The organism is Metallibacterium sp., assembly GCF_054637675.1.
Window position 1 is genome coordinate 15,458 of record NZ_JBTSRB010000010.1, and the last position, 17,989, is coordinate 33,446.

Below are 17,989 nucleotides of genomic sequence, written 5' to 3' on the forward strand. Positions count from 1 at the left end.
CCCTACCGCCGCCCGGCCCAATACCCTGGGCGGCGGCTGTGGTTGGCAACCGCGATGATGCGAATGTGATTGGGAAACACCTGGTAGATCAGCGAATAGGGAAACTTTGGCAGAGTGAACGCGCGCGTTTTGTATTGGCTTGCAACACCCAGTTCCGGGAACGCCTGGAGTAACGTCAACGCGTGTTCGAATTCGTCAGCGAAGTCGTCCGCTGCGGTAAACGCCAGTTCTGTCAAATACCAGTCGGTGGCCGCTTCGAAATCGGCCAATGCCTCGTCAGAAAGACTAATCCGCATGGGCGGCTTTGGCCGCGCCAATGCGGGCGCGGATTCTGGACATGGCCTCGTCTGCCGGAATCCACTGTGTGCGCCCCGCTTCCATGTCGGCCACGCGCCGGGCGATTTCTTCGTCCCAGGCTTGAGCGATGGCTTCGGGCGTGTCTTCCACTGGCCCTTCCAGGCTCACGATCAGGCGATGGATGAGTTCACCGCGTTCCTTGAGCGAAAGCAGCAAGGCTTGCGCTTCGATATCTTTCAGTACGGCGGCCATGATGCACTCCGAATCCGCTTGCTTGTTGGCATGCTAGCACCGTGATCGAAGCCGAACCGATTGCGCTATCTGCCCTGCAGCACTGGGTCTACTGCCCGCGACAGTGTGGGCTGATCCATCTGGAGCAGCAGTTCGTCGACAACATCCACACCGCGCGCGGGCAGGCGGTGCACCATCTGGTGGACACGCCCGGCTACGAAGTGCGGCATGGCGTGAAGGTCGAGCGGGCGCTGCCGTTGTGGTCGGAACGACTGGGGCTGATCGGCAAGGCCGATATGGTGGAGTTCCACCCCGACGGCACGGTGTTCCCCGTGGAGTTCAAGCACGGCCGCAAGCGTCAAAAAGCGCATGACGACATCCAGTTGGCGGCGCAAGCCATGTGCCTGCAAGACATGCTCGATCGCCCCGTGCCGCGCGGCGCCATCTATCACGCCAGCAGCCACCGCCGGCGCGAGGTGGACATCACCCCGGCGCTGCGAGCGCTGGTCATCGAGACCGTCGCTGCCATCCGCGCCATGCTCGCCGCCGGCCAACTGCCGCCGCCGGTGAACGACGCGCGTTGCAAGGAATGCTCGCTCAAGGAGATCTGCCAGCCCGAGGCGCTGGCGGCTCGCGACAAACAGCGCGAGCAACGCGCGCGCTTGTTCGATCCGGCATCCACATGATCACCCTGCAAAACACGCTCTACATCATGACCCCGCTGGCCTACGTCCACTTGGACAACGCCACCTTGCGCGTGGACGTGGAACGCGAAAAACGTTTGCAAGTGCCGTTGCATCATGTCGGTGCGCTGGTGTGTTTTGGAAACATCATGGTCTCGCCCGCACTGGTGCACCGGCTGGCGGACGAGGGCAAGGCGCTGGTGCTGCTGGACGATTCCGGCCGCTTCAAGGCGCGCATGGAAGGGCCGGTGTCGGGCAATATCCTGTTGCGCCTCGCGCAACACCGCGCCGCGCAAGATCCGGTTGTCACGCTGGAACTGGCGCGCGCCTGCATCGCCGGCAAGATTCGCAACAGCCGCACTCTGGTGCAGCGCGGCGCCCGCGAAACCGCGGATGCCGGCGACACCGCCCTGCTCGACCGCTGCGCCGCCGATCTGGCCGCCTCGCTACGCGCCACGGCGGTGGCGACCACGCTCGACGCCCTGCGCGGCGTCGAAGGCGAGGCCGCGCGCGGCTACTTCGCCGCGCTCAACCACATCGTCAAGCCCGCACTGCGCGCGCAATTCCAGCTCGACGGCCGCACCCGCCGCCCGCCGCTGGACCGATTCAATGCGCTGATCTCGTTCCTGTACGCCATGCTCATGAACGACTGCCGCTCCGCGCTGGAAGCCACCGGGCTCGACCCGCAGCTCGGCTTCCTGCATGCCGTGCGCCCCGGTCGCGCGGCATTGGCGCTTGATCTTCAGGAAGAATTCCGCGCCGTGCTCTGCGATCGTCTCGCCCTCACCCTGATCAACCGCGGCCAGCTCACCGAAGCCGACTTCGATCCGCGTGAAGGCGGCGCCGTGTTGCTGGGCGACAAGGGCCGACGCAAAGTCGTCGCCGCATGGCAGGAGCGCAAACAGGAGGAAATCACCCATCCGCTGCTGGAACAGAAAATGCCCATCGGCCTGCTGCCCTTCGTGCAGGCGCGGTTGCTCGCGCGCGCGGTGCGTGGCGAGATGGATGGTTATCTGCCGTATCTGGCTCGCTGAGGTGCGTGCGTCATGCTCATCATCGTCGCCTACGATGTCTCCACAGAAACCGCCGCTGGCCGCAAGCGCCTGCGCCGTGTGGCCAAAGCCTGCGAGCGCGTCGGCCAGCGCGTGCAAAAATCCGTGTTCGAATGCCAGGTCAACGAGATGCGGTACGAAGCGCTGGAGCGCGAACTGCTGGCTGAGATCAATCAAGATGAAGACAATCTGCGTTTTTACCGCATCACCGAACCCGCCGAGTTGCGCGTCAAACAATATGGGGCTTTCCGCTCCATCGATTTCGATGGCCCGCTCGTGGTCTGATGCGCGAACCCTGATCGCAGTCGCAAACCCGGCGGGTTCGCGCGCTGGCGCAGGTCTTGCTGCGCATGATGCCGGGCTATCAAGTGTTGCCCCGGCAGTGCAAAATTGCAGTCACGCTCCACGGTTCGCGGCAGGAAGCAAATTTCATGCTTCCCATCAGCAAGTTGACGAGGTGGAGTCGCCCGCTCTGCAAAGAGCGGGCGCGGATTGAAACTCCCTCCCGATGGGTATGTGCAGTTGAGCAGCCGTCGCCCGCTCTGCAAAGAGCGGGCGCGGATTGAAACTTAACAATTGAGGCTGCAAAGTGCGCCTAGCATTGGTCGCCCGCTCTGCAAAGAGCGGGCGCGGATTGAAACACCGGAGCAAGCGCCACCGCTGCATAGCCGCGGCGTCGCCCGCTCTGCAAAGAGCGGGCGCGGATTGAAACCAAGCTGCTGAGCCGGGTTCGACTCCTGGTGCCCGGTCGCCCGCTCTGCAAAGAGCGGGCGCGGATTGAAACACTTTCAACTCGCTCGAGCAGATGGGTGACGAGGGTCGCCCGCTCTGCAAAGAGCGGGCGCGGATTGAAACCGCTTGCATGTCGCCGGCAACGGCAACGATGCGGAGGTCGCCCGCTCTGCAAAGAGCGGGCGCGGATTGAAACCTGCAGCCCCTGGTCAATGGGATCGCGAGCATGTGTCGCCCGCTCTGCAAAGAGCGGGCGCGGATTGAAACGATGAGATCAAGCGCATGGCCGCGCAGGATGGCTCGTCGCCCGCTCTGCAAAGAGCGGGCGCGGATTGAAACTACACCGCCGCCTGCAGCCCAATGCACATCGCCGGTCGCCCGCTCTGCAAAGAGCGGGCGCGGATTGAAACCCCAGCGAGGCGCCCGAGGGCGCAGTGGGGACGAGTCGCCCGCTCTGCAAAGAGCGGGCGCGGATTGAAACCAGTGCTCGGCGTTCGCCGCGAACGTGGCCTGCGCGTCGCCCGCTCTGCAAAGAGCGGGCGCGGATTGAAACACATCGGAGATTTCCCCGACGAACAAAAGCTCACGTCGCCCGCTCTGCAAAGAGCGGGCGCGGATTGAAACATAATTATCTCCAATGCCGTAGCAGTAATATCAGGGTCGCCCGCTCTGCAAAGAGCGGGTGCGCGCATGACGCGCTACTCTGGTCTTGTGAAGAAGGCCACACTGCGCACCGCCACCCTCGCCTGGTTGTTCGTGCTGGCCCAGTTTGGCCTGCTCGCTGCGCTGCTGCTGGTGCCGCCGTGGCACTGGGCGTGGCAGCCGGCGGGTGTCGTACTGCTGCTGCTGGCGGTTTTGCTGGGCGCGTGGACGTTGCTGCATAACCGGCCCGGCAATTTCAACGTGCGTCCGCAGCCGCGCGCGCAGGGGCACCTGGTCACCGACGGACCGTATCGCTGGATGCGGCATCCGATGTATGTGACCGTGCTGCTGGGCGCAGCAGGTTGGGCGCTGTGCGCCGGCGGTAGCGGGCGCGCGCTGATCGTGCTGGCGCTGTTGCTGGTGCTCAACGCCAAGGCTGCACTTGAGGAACGCCTGCTGCTGGCGCGCTGGCCCGAGTACGCGGCGTATCGCGCGCGTACGCGGCGCTTCGTGCCGGGGCTGTGGTAGCGCGCGTTCGCGCGCGTGGTTTCAGCCCGCGGCGGCGGGCGTCGCGTCGCCGCTCGGCACCAGTTTGAGCACGGTTTCGCGCACGCCACGCGAGAGAATCAGGCGCGCATCGCGCACCACGGCGGCGAGCTCGGCATCGAACTCCAGCTTGTTCTCGGCGTTGCTGCGCACCGCGCCCTGCTCGCGCAGTTGCTGGATGAAGCCGCGGAACAAGGCCTTGTCGAAGAACTCCGGCGCGGTCAACTGCTGCAGCAGCGACAGGCGCTGCGCGGTGAGCACGCAGGTTTGTTCCAGCTCGGCGGCGGTGAAGACGCCGGGTCCGGCTTTCACCAGCGTGGCGATGGCGATGTAGTAGCGCTCGAAGGTCTGCAACAGGCTGTGCGCGAGCACACGCAACTGGTAGGCCTCATCGTCCTGGCCGGCGCCGCGCTCCAGCAGACGCGCATCGCCCACGGTCTGCAGCAGGCCGTGGCGCACGAACAGCTCGACGGTCTCACCGAGACGCTCGCCGAAGCCGTTGTCATCCCAGGGCAGAAACAGTTCGCTGCGGATGAACGGGTACACCATCCGCCCCATGCGCAGCACCGAGGCGCGCGCCATGCGCCGGTTGTTGAGGAAACACGCCGCCACCCACGCGGCCGGCGCGAACAGGTGCAGCACGTTGTTGCGGAAATAACTCAGCAGCACCGCCGGGTCGCCCTCGGTCACCAGCACATCGCCGAGCGGATGCTTGATGCGCCGGATCCAGCCCATGCGCTCGCCGTAGGCGATGATTTCATCGGGCGCGGCCGGGGTGATGGTGACGCGCGCCGAGTAGGGCAGTTCGGTCAGCAGGGTCTTGTACAGCGCGAGCTGGTTGCGCAGATCCTGCTCGGCCAGCGCGTGCTTGGGCGTGGCCAGCAGGCATACCGCCAGCAGGTTGATCGGATTGACGTGCGCGGCGCGGTTGATCTCGACGTGGATGCGCTCGGCGAGTTGGTCGACGACCTTGGGAAACCAGTTCGGGCGTTCGTCCTCGCTGCCGCGCGTGCCGCGCCAGTCAGGCGCGTGCTGTTCGAGCACGCGTTCGAGCAGGATCGGCTCGCCGAAGTTGAGGGTGACGCGGCCGTAGCGCTGGCGCAGCACGCCGAAGCCGCGCAGCACGCCGAGCAGCGATTCCTTCTGCTTGGGGCGGCCGCTGAGCTCGTCGAGGTAGCTGTCGCCTTCCATCAACTTTTCGTAACCGATGTACACCGGCTGGAACACCACGGGCCGGCGCGGCGTGCGCAGGAACGCGCGCAGCGTGATCGCCAGCATGCCGGCGCGCGGCGGCAGCAGGCGTCCGGTGCGCGAGCGTCCGCCTTCGATGAAGTACTCCATGGCCACGCCACGCTGTAGCAACTGATCGACATAGGCGGCGAACACACTGGAATACAGCGCGTTGGCCTTGAAGCTGCGGCGCAGGAAAAACGCGCCGCCGCGGCGCAGCAGCGGGCCGACCAGCGGCAGGTTGAGGTTGACGCCGGCGGCGATGTGCGGCGGTACCAGGCCGCTCTTGTAGAGCTGATAGCTCAGCAGCAGATAGTCGGCGTGACTGCGATGGCTGGGCACATAAATCACCTCGTGGCCGGGCGCGATCGCGCGCAGCGATTCGAAGTGGTGCATGGAAATGCCGTCGAACAGCTTGTTCCAGAAGCCCGAAAGCAGGAACGAGGCCGAGCGCACCACCGGGTGCGAATAATCCGCGGCGATCTCCATCGCGTAGCCGCGCGCGCGGCGCAGGGCCGAGGCACGGCTGGTCTTTTCCTTCAGCGCGCTCTGCACGATGGCCAGGCGCACCGGCTCGCTGGCCAGCAGCGCATCGACCAGGGTGCGCCGGTGCGAGAGATCGGGGCCGATCACCGCCACGCGCACGCGCCGGAAGTGCGCGCGCAGCACGCGGCTGAGCTTGAGCGCGAGCCGCGGCGGCGCTTCGCCCTCGGCCTCGGCGAGCAGCTTGCGCAAGGACACCGGCGGCGAGAAATGCACGATGGTGTCGCGCCCGTTCAACAGCAGCGCCAGCAGGCGGCGGAAGCGGCCGACCACGGCCCAGTTTTCGCTGAACAGCACGCGGAACCAGCCGCTTTCGCGGTTGGGCGCGCGACCGACATAGATCGACACCGGCACCAGTTGCACGTCGCGCCCGGGCTGCGCCTGCAGTGCGCGCAATTGCGCCAGCAGGCCGTCGCGCGCGGCGTGGCGGCGGCGCGGCCCGAACAGGCCGTGCTGCGGCTCCAGCGCCAGCAGCGCGCGTCGGCGCCGCGCGGCCAGGCGGCGCCCGGCGCGCAGCGGCGAGGGCAGGCCGGCTTCCAGACAGGCCTGATCGAGAATCAGCGTGTCGGAGATGCCGCGGCGCTCGATCACGTACAGCACCGGCTGCTCGGGATCGAGCAACTGCGCCGGCTCGGCCGGGTCGCGCTTGATCTTCAGCCACGGCCGCAGCAGCGCGCCGAGCAGGCTCAGCGTCCAGGGTGCGCGGCCCTCGGGAATGCGGCGTGCGGCCATCGGCGGATCAGGGCTTGCGCGCGTGCGCGCTGGCGGCCACGGCCGGTGTCGCGACCCGATGCACGCTGGCGGCGCTGGCCGGAGCCGCGGTGCGGGCCGGCTTGGCCACGCTGGCGGCCGCGGCCGGTTCGGCCAGCACCGCGCGCCAATGCAGCAAGGTGTCGCGGTCGTACCAGCGACCGTCCTGGCGAATCAGCGTGCTGTCGCGCGTGACCGGCGTGCCCAGCACATCGAAGGTGGTCCGCACCACGGCCACGTTGCCGTCGTCGGACAGCACCTTGATTTGCGCGGTATCCAGGATGGTGTCGATCGAAAGGCCATACACGTCCAGCACCTGCTTGACGCCGCTCCACAGGTGACCGACGTCTTTCATGGCCTCGGGATAGGGCATCGACAGTGCTTCGTTCAGGGTGCGGAAGCTCATTTTCTGCGCCGTGGCGGTGAGCACGCCCAACGCTTGGTAGACCTTGTCCGGGCTCAGCCAGTCGGTCTTCTCGGCCCACGCGCTGAGCACGCCCAGCGCCGTGAGCGCCTGCGCCTTCTCCGCAGCCGTAAGCTGGGTCGAGCGCTGCACGCCGGTATCAGCCATGGTGCGCAGCATGCCCAGCATCGCCGGCAGTCGTGCCTGATATCGCTGGCGCGCCCGCAGCAGCCTGGGCTTCATCTCGACCCACAGCAATTGCTGGGCACCGGGGGCGCTGAGCAGGGTCATCATCCTGGCGAATTGCGCGCGGTCGGCCGGCGAGAACTGGCTCAGATTGCGATCCCGGCTCCAGCGCGCGCGCATTGCCGCGTAGTCGGCCGGGGGCAGGGCGTGTCGGTACAGCCCATCGATGTCGTTGTCGCGCAGCAGCTTGTAGCCGTCGGCCACGGCGGCCTGCGGGGTGCCGCCGCCGGGGGTCACTTCCTCGGCGTGGCGCGAGCAGGCGGCCAAGGCCAGCAGCGCGAGCGTCAGCAGCAAGGCGCGCAGCGGGGTCTTGAACATGGGGTGGTTTCCGGGACGCAATCGCGGCAGGGTAGGTGCGGGTGCCGGTGCTGGCAAGCATCCGCTCGCGTATGGAACGGGCAGGATATCGAAGAAAGAGAGTTCCTGCGCATTTTCAACGCGGCGCAGCGCGGTACACGCCCGCGCTGGTCTCCGAAGATTGATCACCTGCGATGATGGATCGTCGTGCAAGCCCCATCCCCGGCTGGCGCCGCGGCGCGCGCGCGGGTCTAATCGCAGGCTGTCCCCAATGCCGGTCTGCCCGCATGCGTCTGACCACTGCGCTCCTGTTCGCCGCACTGCTTGGCACGACCGCCCCCGCCATGGCCGAAAAACTCAGCATCGACCGCATCTACGACAGTCCGTCCCTGTCCGGCCCCACCGTGATGGGGCTGAAGATCGCCCCGGACGGCTCGCGCGTCACCTTCCTGCGTGGCAGCAGCGACGACCAGTACCGCATGGATCTGTGGGAGTACGACCGCAAGGACGGCAAGCTCAAGCTGCTGGTGTCCGCGGCCGCGTTGGAGCCGCACGGCGAGTACCTGGATGCCGCCGAACGCGCGCGCCGCGAGCGTGAGCGCACCGCCATGTACAGCGGCATCCTCGACTACCACTGGGCGCCGGACGGCAAGGCTATCCTGTTTCCGCTCAACGGCAAGCTGTACCTGTACCGGCTCGCTGCGCCCGCCGACAAGGCCGTGCAGGAGTTGCCCATCGGCGCGGGCTTCGCGCTCGATCCAAAAATCTCGCCGCTGGGTCGCTACGTGTCTTTTATTCGCGAGCAGAACCTGTGGGTGTACGACCTGCGCGACGGCAAGCTGCGCGAGCTGACCGACGATGACGGCACCATCCACGACGGCGAGGCCGAGTTCGTCGCGCAGGAGGAACTCGATCGCCACACCGGCTACTGGTGGGCGCCGGATGATTCGGCCATCGCCTTCGAGCGCTACAACGACGCACCGGTGCCGATCGCCGAGCGTTTCGAGATTTATGCCGACCACACCGAGGTGGTCAAGCAGCGCTATCCCTACGCCGGCGATCCCAACGTGATCTGGCAGCTCGGCCTGATCAGCCCGGAGGGCGGCGCGCCGCGTTTCATCGATGTGCCCGCGCAAGCCGAGTACCTGGCGCGCGTGAACTGGCTGCCCGACGCCAAGGCGCTGACCTATCAGTGGCTGGCGCGCGACCAGAAGAAGCTGGAACTGGTCAAGGTCAATGCCGCCACGCTGGCGCAAACGACGCTGCTGACCGAAACCTCGAAAACCTGGGTGGACGTCAACAGCGACCTGCGCTTTCTCAAGGGCAAGCCCGAGTTCATCTGGGGCTCGCAGCGCAGCGGCTGGAACATGCTGTACCTGTATGCCGACGATGGCCGCCTGCTGCACCCGATCAGCACCGGCGCGTGGCATATCGATGGCGTGTTGGGAGTGGACGAAAAGAAAGGCCTGGTGTACGTCAGCTCCAACCGCGATTTCGTGCCCGATCGCGAGATTTACGCGCTCAAGCTCGACGGCAGCACGGCCGATGCACCGATCCGCATCAGCCGGCGCGCCGGCACGCACGTGGCCAGCTTCGCGCCGGACGGCAGCTTCTACGTGGATACCTTCAACAGCCCCGAGCAGCCGCCGCAAGTCAGCGTGCACGCCGCCGACGGCCAGCGTTTGGCGTGGATCGAGGAGAACAAGCTGGACGCCGCGCATCCGTACTGGCCGTACCTGAAAGACCACATCAAGCCCGAGTTCGGCACGCTGCAGGCCGCCGATGGCCAGACCTTGTACTACCGCGTGTACAAGCCACTGCACTTCGATCCACGCAAGCGCTATCCGGTATTCGATACCTTTTACGGCGGCCCGCGCGCGCAGAGCGTCACCGACACCTGGCCCGACCTGTTCAACGAATACATGGCGCAGCACGGCTTCGTCGTGTTCACCCTGGACAACCGCGGCATGGCGCGGCGCGGGCGCGTCTTCGCCGATGCCGTGTATCACCAGTTCGGCAAGGTCGAGGTGCAGGACCAGGAAACCGGCATCGACTGGCTGCGCCGGCAGCCCTGGGTGGACCCGGCGCGCATCGGCGCCTTCGGCTGGAGCTACGGCGGCTACATGACGGTGATGCTGCTCAGCCACGACGCCGCGCAGCTCGCCGGCGGCGTGGCGGTGGCGCCGGTGACCAACTGGAAGCTCTACGACACCGCCTACACCGAGCGCTATCTGGGCACGCCGCAGCAGAACCCCGAGGGCTACCAACTCAGCAGCGTGTTCCCCTGGATCAAGAACCTGCCCAGCCACAAGTTGCTGCTGGTGCACGGCATGGCCGACGACAACGTGCTATTCCAGAATTCGGTCGAGCTGATGAGCGCGCTGCAGAATCAGGGCACGCAGTTCCGCCTGATGACCTACCCCGGCGCCAAGCACGGCCTCAGCTCGCCCGCGCAGCGCAAGCACGTGTTCCACCTGATCGCGGATTTCTTCCAGCGCCAGGTCGCCGGCGACTGCGGCGAGACCTGCAAGGCGTCGGCTGCGCCGGCAGGCCACCGCAAGTGATTTGAGCAAGTCGCCATCCCGGCGCAGGCCGGAAGCGCCTTACAACAGCGAAGCTGGTCATCCAGTGACTCGGTCATAAAGGCACTGGATTCCGGTTGTCGTCAGCACCTGCGAGTGGCTGCGACACGGGTTGTCGCAGCGCCGTGGATGCTAAGGGCTCCATCCTGATCAGGAGCCTGCCGTGGACGCGTTCACCCGCATCGATTTGCCGGACGCCGCCGAGACATGCGCGACACCGCACGTCGCCCTGCCACCGTTGTGGGGTGATGCGCTGTGGGGCAATCTGCCGAAGCTGTGGGCGTGCCGTGCCTGCCTGATGCTGGGTGTGTATGGCCTGCCGCGCGAGCAACAGCAACGCGACAAAGCACCCGCGCCGCCGCAAATGCCGTCGAGCGTGCGGCGCTTTCTGGGCATCGATATCGAAGACGATGTCCAAGCCCAGCTCGATGCGGCTGCAAATTTTGTCACGCAACTCACGGCGCGCCCGACGCGCGGTGGTGTGCTACTCGACAATCTGCAGATACTCGGTCGTCCATTGGGGCTGGAGCGGGGTGCGCTGCACCTGCTGTTGCTGCGTATCGTGTTCCGTTTGGAACCCGCGCTGGCCGAAGCACTCGCGCCGCTGCTGCTGGATTGTCTCGATCCGATCTTTAGCGCACGGCTGGATGGCATCCTGGGCCTGCCCAACGGCCGCGCCGAGCAGCTGCTGGCGCGCGATGGCGCGCTCGCGCGCTCGGGCCTGCTGATGCGCCGGTTTGGCATCGGCGGGCCGCTGGAAGCGCGTCTGCATATTCCGCAAGGCTTGTTGGGCGCTCTGCTGCAGCCCATGACCTCGGCGCACGAGGCCGTGGAGCGTTTGGTGTTTCGCGCACCGGCGACCATGCTGAGCCTGGCCGATTTTCCGCATTTGGCGGAACCGATTGAATTGATCCTGATGCGCCTGCGCAGCGGTCTGCAGAAGCGTGCGGCATCGATCAACGTGCTGTTGCACGGCGTGCCGGGAACGGGCAAGACCGAATTGGCGCGGCTGCTCGCGCAGACGTTGGGCGTGCCGCTGTATGCCATCCAGGCACGCGATCATCGCCACGAGAATCCGCTGAGCCCGGAGAACCGTCTCCTCGAATACCGCTTCGCGCAAGGCATCCTGCGCGTGGCCGGCCCCGCGTTGCTGTTGCTGGATGAGACCGAGGATTTGTTTCCCCTGGCCTGGGACAGGCGGGACGATCAGCCCAGCAAGGCGCTGCTCAACGAGACGCTGGAGCAAAACCCGGTGCCGGCGCTGTGGTTGACCAATCGCGTCGACCACATCGATACCGCCTTCCTGCGCCGCTTCGATGTGATCCTCGAGGTCACGTCGCCCGACCGACGCCACAAGGTGAAGGTGCTGCGCGAGCACCTGCCGGCCAGCGCGACCATCGATCCGGCCTGGCTGGCGCGCGCCGTGTCACCGCGCGCGCTGACGCCGGGCGTGCTGGCGCGCATCGGGCGCACCCTGGCCGACAGCGCATTGGACGAACCCGGACGCCTGCAACACGCCGTCGACTTGTTGCGCCGGCACTATGTGCGTGCGGCGGAAGGCAAGGACTTGCCCGCGCTCGCGCCTGCGTACGCAGGTTTGCCCTTCACCACCGCGGCGTTGCAATGCGATGTACCCGTCGAGCAGCTGTTGGCGCGATTGCGCGCCAAGCCCGCCGGGCGCTTGTTGTTTCATGGTCCGCCCGGCACCGGCAAGACGGCGCTGGCGCAGCATCTGGCCGAGCACATCGGCAGGGAGCTGCTGCTCAAGCGCGCCTCGGACCTGCTCGCGCCTTATGTCGGCCAGACCGAAGCGAACCTGGCCGCCATGTTCCGTGATGCCGGGCGCGACGGCGACGTGCTGCTGCTGGACGAGGCCGACAGTTTCCTGGGCGAACGCAGCGCGCAGCACGCGCGCTGGGAGACGGCGCAGACCAACGAGCTACTGACGCAGATGGAAGCCTTCGAGGGCCTGTTCATCTGCACCACCAACCGGCTGGAACACCTCGATCCGGCCGTGTTGCGTCGCTTCGATTTGAAGGTGGGCTTTGCCGCTCTCACGCCCGCGCAGCGCCTGCACCTGATTCAACAGGCAGCCGTGACGCTCGGCATCACCTGGGACGTGCAGGCCGAGACCGCCGCGCAGCGCGCGCAATCGCAACTGTCCGGCCTCACACCCGGCGACCTGACAGCGGCGTTGCGGCATCTGCAGCTCACCACTGTGGCGCCGAAGCTGACCGATCTGCTCGCGGCGCTGGCGATGGAGTGTCGCTACAAGGCCCCGCCCGCGCGGCGCATCGGCTTCGTGGCCTGATGCTTGCCTGGCCGCCGCCGCTGCTGCAGCATCGGGCGCTTCCTGCCCAGGACCGTCGCATGGCCGGACACACGCAGACGCTGTACCGGCAGTGGCTGGTGCTGCAGATGATTCCGCGCGCGCCGCGCAAGGTCAGCGCGCGCGAGATCGTCGAACGTCTGCACGCGGAGGGACAGGACGCCACCAAGCGCACCGTCGAGCGCGATCTGATCGCGTTGTCGTCGATCTTTCCGCTGCAAGCCGACGAACGCGCCAAGCCCTATGGCTGGAGCTACGCCGCCGAAGCGGCTGGCTTCTCGCTGCCGGGCATGTCGCCATTGCAGGCCATCGTGCTGCGGCTGGCACGCAGTCATCTCGGGCGACTGCTGCCGGCGCATCTCGATGAGGCTTTGCAGCCGTATTTCCGTCAGGCCGACCAGGTGCTTGCCGGCGTGGGTCGCGACGGCCACCGCTTCGACTGGGATCGCCATGTAGCCATGGTCGAGCCGACGCAGCCGCTGCTGCCGCCGACCATCGACGGCGGCGTGCTGGAAACCGTGCATGTCGCGCTCGACTGCGGCCAACGCCTGCGCCTGACCTACGACAGCCGCAGCCAGCAGCAGACGCTGCACTACACGGTGAACCCGCTGGGCCTGGTGTACCGCGGCGCGGTCGGCTACCTGGTGGCGACCATCGTGCCCTACGACGATCCGCGCCAGTTCGCGCTGCACCGCATCCGCGCGGCTGAGATTCTCGATGAAGCCGCCACGCATCCGGGCGGCTTCGACCTGCCAACCTACGCGCGCTCGGGTGCGTTCGGCTTTCTCGATGAAGGCCCCATCGCCCTGGTGCTGCGCATGCAGCGCCCCGCCGCGCAGCATTTGTACGAGACGCCGCTGAGCGCCGACCAGCGCATCGACGACGATGGGCCGGACCATGTGCGCATCCACGCCACGGTGAATCTGACTTCGCAGTTGCGCTGGTGGATTCTGGGGTTTGGGGGGCAGGTGGAAGTGATTTCGCCTGCAAACCTGAAGGCCGAGATCGCCAGCACGCTACGCAGCGCTGTGAACAGAATCATGCAAGCAGAGTTACGCAATGAAACTTACTGACAACGACGTGTCCAAGTGGTTTGACTTCCTTGGATATGGAAATCCCGAAGCGCAGTTATGGTTTGTCGGTATTGAGCCTGGCGGCCCGGCTGCATGCGGACCTCCGCAGATCTCGGAAAAGTGGTCGCTGCAAGGCAATGCCTCCCGGAAGCTTTACTACGACCCTAAGCCTTCAAAAGAGGATCGAAGTCCGACCTGGACGATGGTTGAGGAGATTCTGAAGCACGCGGATTGCAACCGAGGGGACACCACCAGTCAATGCATTTGGGAGCGGGTAATGCTTGCCAATATGGCGCCGCTTCCGCGCCCCTCCACAGGAGGGGATCATGGAGGAATGCAGCAGAAGGATTACGTTCAAGCAGTACGAGAATGTCGCATACCGGAGCTGAAATACTTCTTCGACAGTCTTCCAGGGCTCCGGGCCATGATCTTTTTCGGATCAACCGCCTGGAAGCGTTACGCTGTACCTCATGCTTTTCGCATCAACACTGCGGAGTGCGAACAGCTAGACTCAGCCAGGACAATCTTGGTCCACAAGGCCCCATCTGGGCGACTTGTCGTTCTCATGCCCCACCCTTCGTATGGGCACGTACCTCAAGGCAACCGGAAAGTCTTGGCGCAACGTCTGTCTCGGGAGCCTTGGTGGAAGGCTGTATCGTGACAGGCTTAGGACAGGCCCTTCTCCCCCCGGGAGAAGGTGGCCCGAAGGGCCGGATGAGGGTTCACGATGGCTGCATGACGTTGCCGGATCCATGGTGACGATGTGCTCGGCGCCGAACCCTCACCCCAACCCCTCTCCCGGCGGGAGAGGGGCTTTTAGCTACTGAACTTCGACGCGAATCAGGATTCCGTATGAACCACACGGAAAATCTGAGCGCTCTGCTCTCTATTCGAACGCCGTAGATGCCGCGCGGCACCATGCCGCTTTCACGCGGGCTTGCTAGTCTTGCGCGGCGCGGCGTTCTTGCGCCGCGGACCGGAGGCCTCATGCGCAAGCTGCTGGTGGTCAATCGCAAGGGTGGCGTGGGCAAGACCACGCTGGTGACCAATCTCGCCACGGCGTATGCGCAAGGCGGCAAGCGCACGGTGCTGATCGACGCCGATCCGCAGGGCTCCAGCCTGCGCTGGTGCGCGCGCCGGCCCGAATCGCTGCCTGGCGTGCTCGGCATCGACGGCACGCGACGCAACGCGCTGGCGCAGGTGCCGCACAATAGTGAGCGCCTGCTGATCGACAGCCCGGCCGGCGTCGGCGCCGCGCAGTTGGCGCCGTGGCTGGATGCGGTCGATGCGCTGCTGGTGCCGGTGCTGCCCTCGGTGATCGACCTGGAAGCCACGCTGCCGCTGCTGCACGAGCTGGCCCAGGTGCCGCGCATCAAGCGCGGCAAGCTGGCCGTGGGCCTGGTGGCCAATCGTCTCAAGCCGTGGACCAACGTCAGTCAGCAGGCGCTGGAAACCCTGCGCGGCTTTGGCGTGCCGTTGGTGGCCGAGCTGCGCGACAGTCAGGCCTATGTGCTGCTGGCCGGCCTCGGCAAGGGCTTGTTCGATTTCAACTCCGAGCAGGTGCGCAGCCATCAGCAGGATTGGGTACCGCTGCTGCGCTGGATCAAGCGCAACAGTTGAGCGCTTCCGCCAGCGGCATTCGTCACGGAGTCTGCCCATGACCACCGACACCCACGAGCTGATCCTGCTGCGCCACGCCGAGGCGCGCGCGCCGCGCGGCAAGCAGGACGATTTCGATCGCGTGCTCAGCGCGCGTGGCGAGGCTGACGCCGAGCGCCTCGGCACCTGGCTACGTCAGCAGGAATGGATATTCGATCTGGTTTATTGCTCGCCCGCGGCGCGTACGCGCAGCACGTTGGCCAGCGTGCTGCCGTTTCATGCGCTGGATGCGCGTCTGCTGCCCGATCTGTACCTGGCTGATGCCGGCACCCTGCAGCGTATCGCCAACGAAATTCCTGCGGTCGGTCGAGCGCTGCTGCTGGCCCACAATCCGGGTCTGGAGCAATTCGCCAATGCGCTGTGCGGCTGGTCGGCGCCGCGCGCGCTGCCCACCTGCGGACTGCTGCGCCTGCGCCGCGAAGCGGACGGCACGGCCCGTCTGATCGAGTCGTGGCAACCGTGACATGACGCGCGCATGGCGTTGGCTGCTGACGGCACTGTGTTGCGTTTGCGCGTTGCCGGCTGCCGGCGCCACTGCGTCGCTGCGCATCGATTCGACGCATTCGCATGCCGAGTTCGGCGTGCACGTGCTGTGGTTTGGCAAGGTCGTTGGTCGCCTCGATGCGTTGCATGGTCGCGTGCGCATCGACACGAACGGACAAGCGCGCGTCGATGTCGTGGTCGACACGCGCTCGCTGCGCATGCCCAACACCGACTACGAAGCCTTCGCCAGCGGCCCCGGGTTTTTCGACAGCGCGCGGTATCCGGTCATCGACTTCCGTTCGGTCCCGTTTCCGGTCAAGCACCTCGGCACGGGCGGTCCGGTCGAGGGCGCGCTGACCCTGCGCGGCATCACCCACACGGTGCGTTTCGATCTGCTGCCGCAGCCTTGCGCCTTGTTCGCAGACACGAGCGGCGCGAGCACGACCGATACGCCGGCCGCGGCCGGCAGCGCGGCGCCCGCGGTCGCGACAACCGCGCCGGCACTGGCTGCGTCGGCGCGCGGCGCGGCCGGCACGGCGCCCGCCGTCGCCGCGACGCAGGCCGCCACCGCGCCGGCGGACCGGGGCACCTGCCGCGTGCTGGCGCGCGGTTATATCGAGCGCAGCCGCTTCGGCATGCGCGGGCATCGCTTCATCATCGGCGACCGCGTCGAGCTGGGTCTGGTGCTGCGCGTGCGCCGCAGTTCCGTGACGCAGGCAGCGCCGGACGCGACTAACGCCGCGCCGGCGGTTGCCAACCCGGCCGTGGCGTCGTCGGCAAACCTGCCGCTGCGATGATCGCGCGCACATCGTCGGCTTCGCGCGGGTCACGGTCCCACAGCGCGAGGAATCGCGCCGTGAATCCGGGCTGCTTGCCGGCCTGCTGCAAGGCATCGTTCAGCCACAGCAGCTCGCGGCGCCGCGCCTGCGCGGCCTTGCGCGCGCCTGCATCCGGTGCATTGGCAATGGCCACGCTGCTGCCGATCAGGTTGGCCATCAGCGTATCGCCGCGCAGCGCCATGGTTTCACCCAGGCGGTAGCAGGCCTGCCGCAGGCGCGTATCCGCCGGGCGCGGCTCGCAGGCCAGCGCGACGCCCTGAAACGGCGGCGTGGCCCAAGCCGTGTAAAACGTCGTGGCCATGAACCAGCGCGTGAATGCCGCGCTGCCTTGCAGGAGCACCAGAGAGGCCGGCGCGCCGTGCAGTGCGGCGAGCAGGCGGTGGATCAGGGCGATGCGGTAGGTGTCGAAGCGCGGCTTGGCCGCGATCTGCTCGATGATCCGCGCGCGCTGCGCGGCGAACCCCGGCAGCAGTCGCGCAGGCGCGCCGGTCGGGATGATGGCCAGCTCCGGCAGCCACGCCGCGGCGTTGTCGGGCGCGAGCTGCTGCAACGGCTGGAAGCGCTGCGCGCAGTGGTCTTGCTCGTAGTCGCAGGTCTCCGCATACATCCAGGCCAGGGCGGGAGATTGCGGTGCGAGGGCGTGGGCGCGCGCGAAGTAGACCTGGCGGCGATCCTGTGCACTGGTCAGCATGCCGAGCAGCAACTGCGCATTGGCGTCGTCTGGCTGATGCGCGAGCTGCACGGCCAATTGCTGGAGCCAGCGTTGAACGGCGGCTTGGCGGGCGGAGAGCGTGGCCAGGTCCGCGCTGGCATGGGCGCGAAGCAGCGGCGCCAGTTGCGCATGCACGGGCGCCACCAGCGCGGTGCCCGCCAGCAGCACCAGCACGGACAGGGCGCGCATGCGCGGCAGGCGCAAGGCGTTCACGGTGTCGCCACGGCGGCAGGCTCGTGCGACCGGTTGCAGTCGTGCCCGCAGTGATGGCAGAAGTGCCCGAACGCACTCTTGCGCGTGCCGCAGGCGGGGCAGGTGTCGAACAGCGTGATGCCGCAGTGCATGCGGAAATCGCGCGCCGGATCGTTGAGATCCAGCGAATGCTCGCAACCGAGGCAGACATGCTTGACTTGGCGTGCCTGCTCGCGCGCTTCCACGGCCTGCCGTTGCGCGTGCTGCCGCGCCTCGATCTGCGCCTGCTGCCGTTGCGTGGCCGGTTGCGGCATGAATTGATCTTGCGAGAGCGACTGCGTGACGCGGGCGAGATCGCCCACAATCAGTCCGCCCAGCCTGATCGGGAACCACGCGAACATCACCGCGCTGCGCTCGCACAGACCATGACGCGCGCTCACGCACCGAGATGCTTCGCGACGCCCAGGA

The 17,989-nt window shown here is 66.7% G+C and carries 16 protein-coding genes and 1 CRISPR repeat array; of the genes, 10 read left to right on the top strand and 6 right to left on the bottom strand.

What is annotated here, in order from left to right; all coding sequences use genetic code 11:
* Nucleotides 1-2: 2 nt before the first annotated feature.
* The gene (locus tag ACYDAT_RS05255) at nt 3-296 is read right to left on the bottom strand and encodes a type II toxin-antitoxin system RelE/ParE family toxin (RefSeq protein WP_461448835.1); all 294 of its coding nucleotides are present in this window, start codon (nt 294-296) and stop codon (nt 3-5) included.
* Complete coding sequence (locus ACYDAT_RS05260; RefSeq protein ID WP_461440252.1) at nt 286-549, bottom strand: addiction module protein; 264 nt, start codon at nt 547-549, stop codon at nt 286-288. The genes ACYDAT_RS05255 and ACYDAT_RS05260 overlap by 11 nt, the downstream gene beginning before the upstream one ends.
* 41 nt (nt 550-590) lie before the next feature.
* Here ACYDAT_RS05260 and cas4 point away from each other — a divergent pair, with 41 nt between their 5' ends.
* From cas4 to ACYDAT_RS05280, 4 genes are all read left to right on the top strand, one after another.
* Nucleotides 591-1,214: a CRISPR-associated protein Cas4 gene (cas4, locus tag ACYDAT_RS05265; protein WP_461448837.1), complete on the top strand. Its 624-nt coding sequence runs from the start codon at nt 591-593 to the stop codon at nt 1,212-1,214.
* Nucleotides 1,211-2,245: a type I-C CRISPR-associated endonuclease Cas1c gene (cas1c, locus tag ACYDAT_RS05270; protein WP_461448839.1), complete on the top strand. Its 1,035-nt coding sequence runs from the start codon at nt 1,211-1,213 to the stop codon at nt 2,243-2,245. The genes cas4 and cas1c overlap by 4 nt, the downstream gene beginning before the upstream one ends.
* A 12-nt stretch (nt 2,246-2,257) precedes the next feature.
* Entirely contained in the window at nt 2,258-2,548 is a 291-nt protein-coding gene (gene cas2, locus ACYDAT_RS05275) for a CRISPR-associated endonuclease Cas2 (protein WP_461440249.1), read from the top strand.
* Nucleotides 2,549-2,725: 177 nt separating this feature from the next.
* Nucleotides 2,726-3,619: a CRISPR direct-repeat array (repeat unit 37 nt; unit sequence GTCGCCCGCTCTGCAAAGAGCGGGCGCGGATTGAAAC).
* A gap of 66 nt (nt 3,620-3,685) precedes the next feature.
* Entirely contained in the window at nt 3,686-4,165 is a 480-nt protein-coding gene (locus ACYDAT_RS05280; protein ID WP_461448841.1) for a methyltransferase family protein, read from the top strand.
* Nucleotides 4,166-4,186: 21 nt separating this feature from the next.
* Here the strand turns inward: ACYDAT_RS05280 and plsB are convergent, their stop codons facing one another.
* Nucleotides 4,187-6,688 (bottom strand): glycerol-3-phosphate 1-O-acyltransferase PlsB, encoded by a 2,502-nt coding sequence (gene plsB / locus ACYDAT_RS05285; protein ID WP_461442037.1) that lies wholly within the window; start codon nt 6,686-6,688, stop codon nt 4,187-4,189.
* Nucleotides 6,689-6,695: 7 nt separating this feature from the next.
* The gene (locus tag ACYDAT_RS05290; protein WP_461448843.1) at nt 6,696-7,673 is read right to left on the bottom strand and encodes a hypothetical protein; all 978 of its coding nucleotides are present in this window, start codon (nt 7,671-7,673) and stop codon (nt 6,696-6,698) included.
* A gap of 272 nt (nt 7,674-7,945) precedes the next feature.
* Between ACYDAT_RS05290 and ACYDAT_RS05295 the strand changes: the two genes are divergently transcribed.
* From ACYDAT_RS05295 to ACYDAT_RS05320, 6 genes are all read left to right on the top strand, one after another.
* Nucleotides 7,946-10,216 (top strand): S9 family peptidase, encoded by a 2,271-nt coding sequence (locus tag ACYDAT_RS05295; protein WP_461448922.1) that lies wholly within the window; start codon nt 7,946-7,948, stop codon nt 10,214-10,216.
* 181 nt (nt 10,217-10,397) lie between these two features.
* On the top strand, nt 10,398-12,545 hold the full coding sequence (locus tag ACYDAT_RS05300; RefSeq protein WP_461448845.1) for an AAA family ATPase: 2,148 nt from the start codon (nt 10,398-10,400) through the stop codon (nt 12,543-12,545).
* 59 nt (nt 12,546-12,604) lie between these two features.
* Nucleotides 12,605-13,636 (top strand): helix-turn-helix transcriptional regulator, encoded by a 1,032-nt coding sequence (locus ACYDAT_RS05305; protein WP_461448847.1) that lies wholly within the window; start codon nt 12,605-12,607, stop codon nt 13,634-13,636.
* Nucleotides 13,637-14,623: 987 nt separating this feature from the next.
* A complete protein-coding gene (locus tag ACYDAT_RS05310) occupies nt 14,624-15,256 on the top strand; it encodes a nucleotide-binding protein (RefSeq protein ID WP_461448849.1) in 633 nt (210 codons plus the stop codon).
* A 37-nt stretch (nt 15,257-15,293) separates the two neighbouring features.
* Nucleotides 15,294-15,758, top strand: coding sequence for a SixA phosphatase family protein (locus tag ACYDAT_RS05315; protein WP_461439957.1), 465 nt, complete (start codon nt 15,294-15,296; stop codon nt 15,756-15,758).
* Between the two features lies 1 nt (nt 15,759).
* The gene (locus ACYDAT_RS05320; protein ID WP_461448851.1) at nt 15,760-16,575 is read left to right on the top strand and encodes a YceI family protein; all 816 of its coding nucleotides are present in this window, start codon (nt 15,760-15,762) and stop codon (nt 16,573-16,575) included.
* On the opposite strand, the gene ACYDAT_RS05325 is transcribed toward ACYDAT_RS05320, so the two are convergent.
* A complete protein-coding gene (locus ACYDAT_RS05325; protein WP_461448853.1) occupies nt 16,511-17,542 on the bottom strand; it encodes a hypothetical protein in 1,032 nt (343 codons plus the stop codon). The genes ACYDAT_RS05320 and ACYDAT_RS05325 overlap by 65 nt on opposite strands.
* Nucleotides 17,539-17,961, bottom strand: coding sequence for a hypothetical protein (locus ACYDAT_RS05330; RefSeq protein ID WP_461448855.1), 423 nt, complete (start codon nt 17,959-17,961; stop codon nt 17,539-17,541). Before ACYDAT_RS05330 ends, ACYDAT_RS05325 begins: the two co-directional genes overlap by 4 nt.
* Between the last annotated feature and the right edge of the window lie 28 nt (nt 17,962-17,989).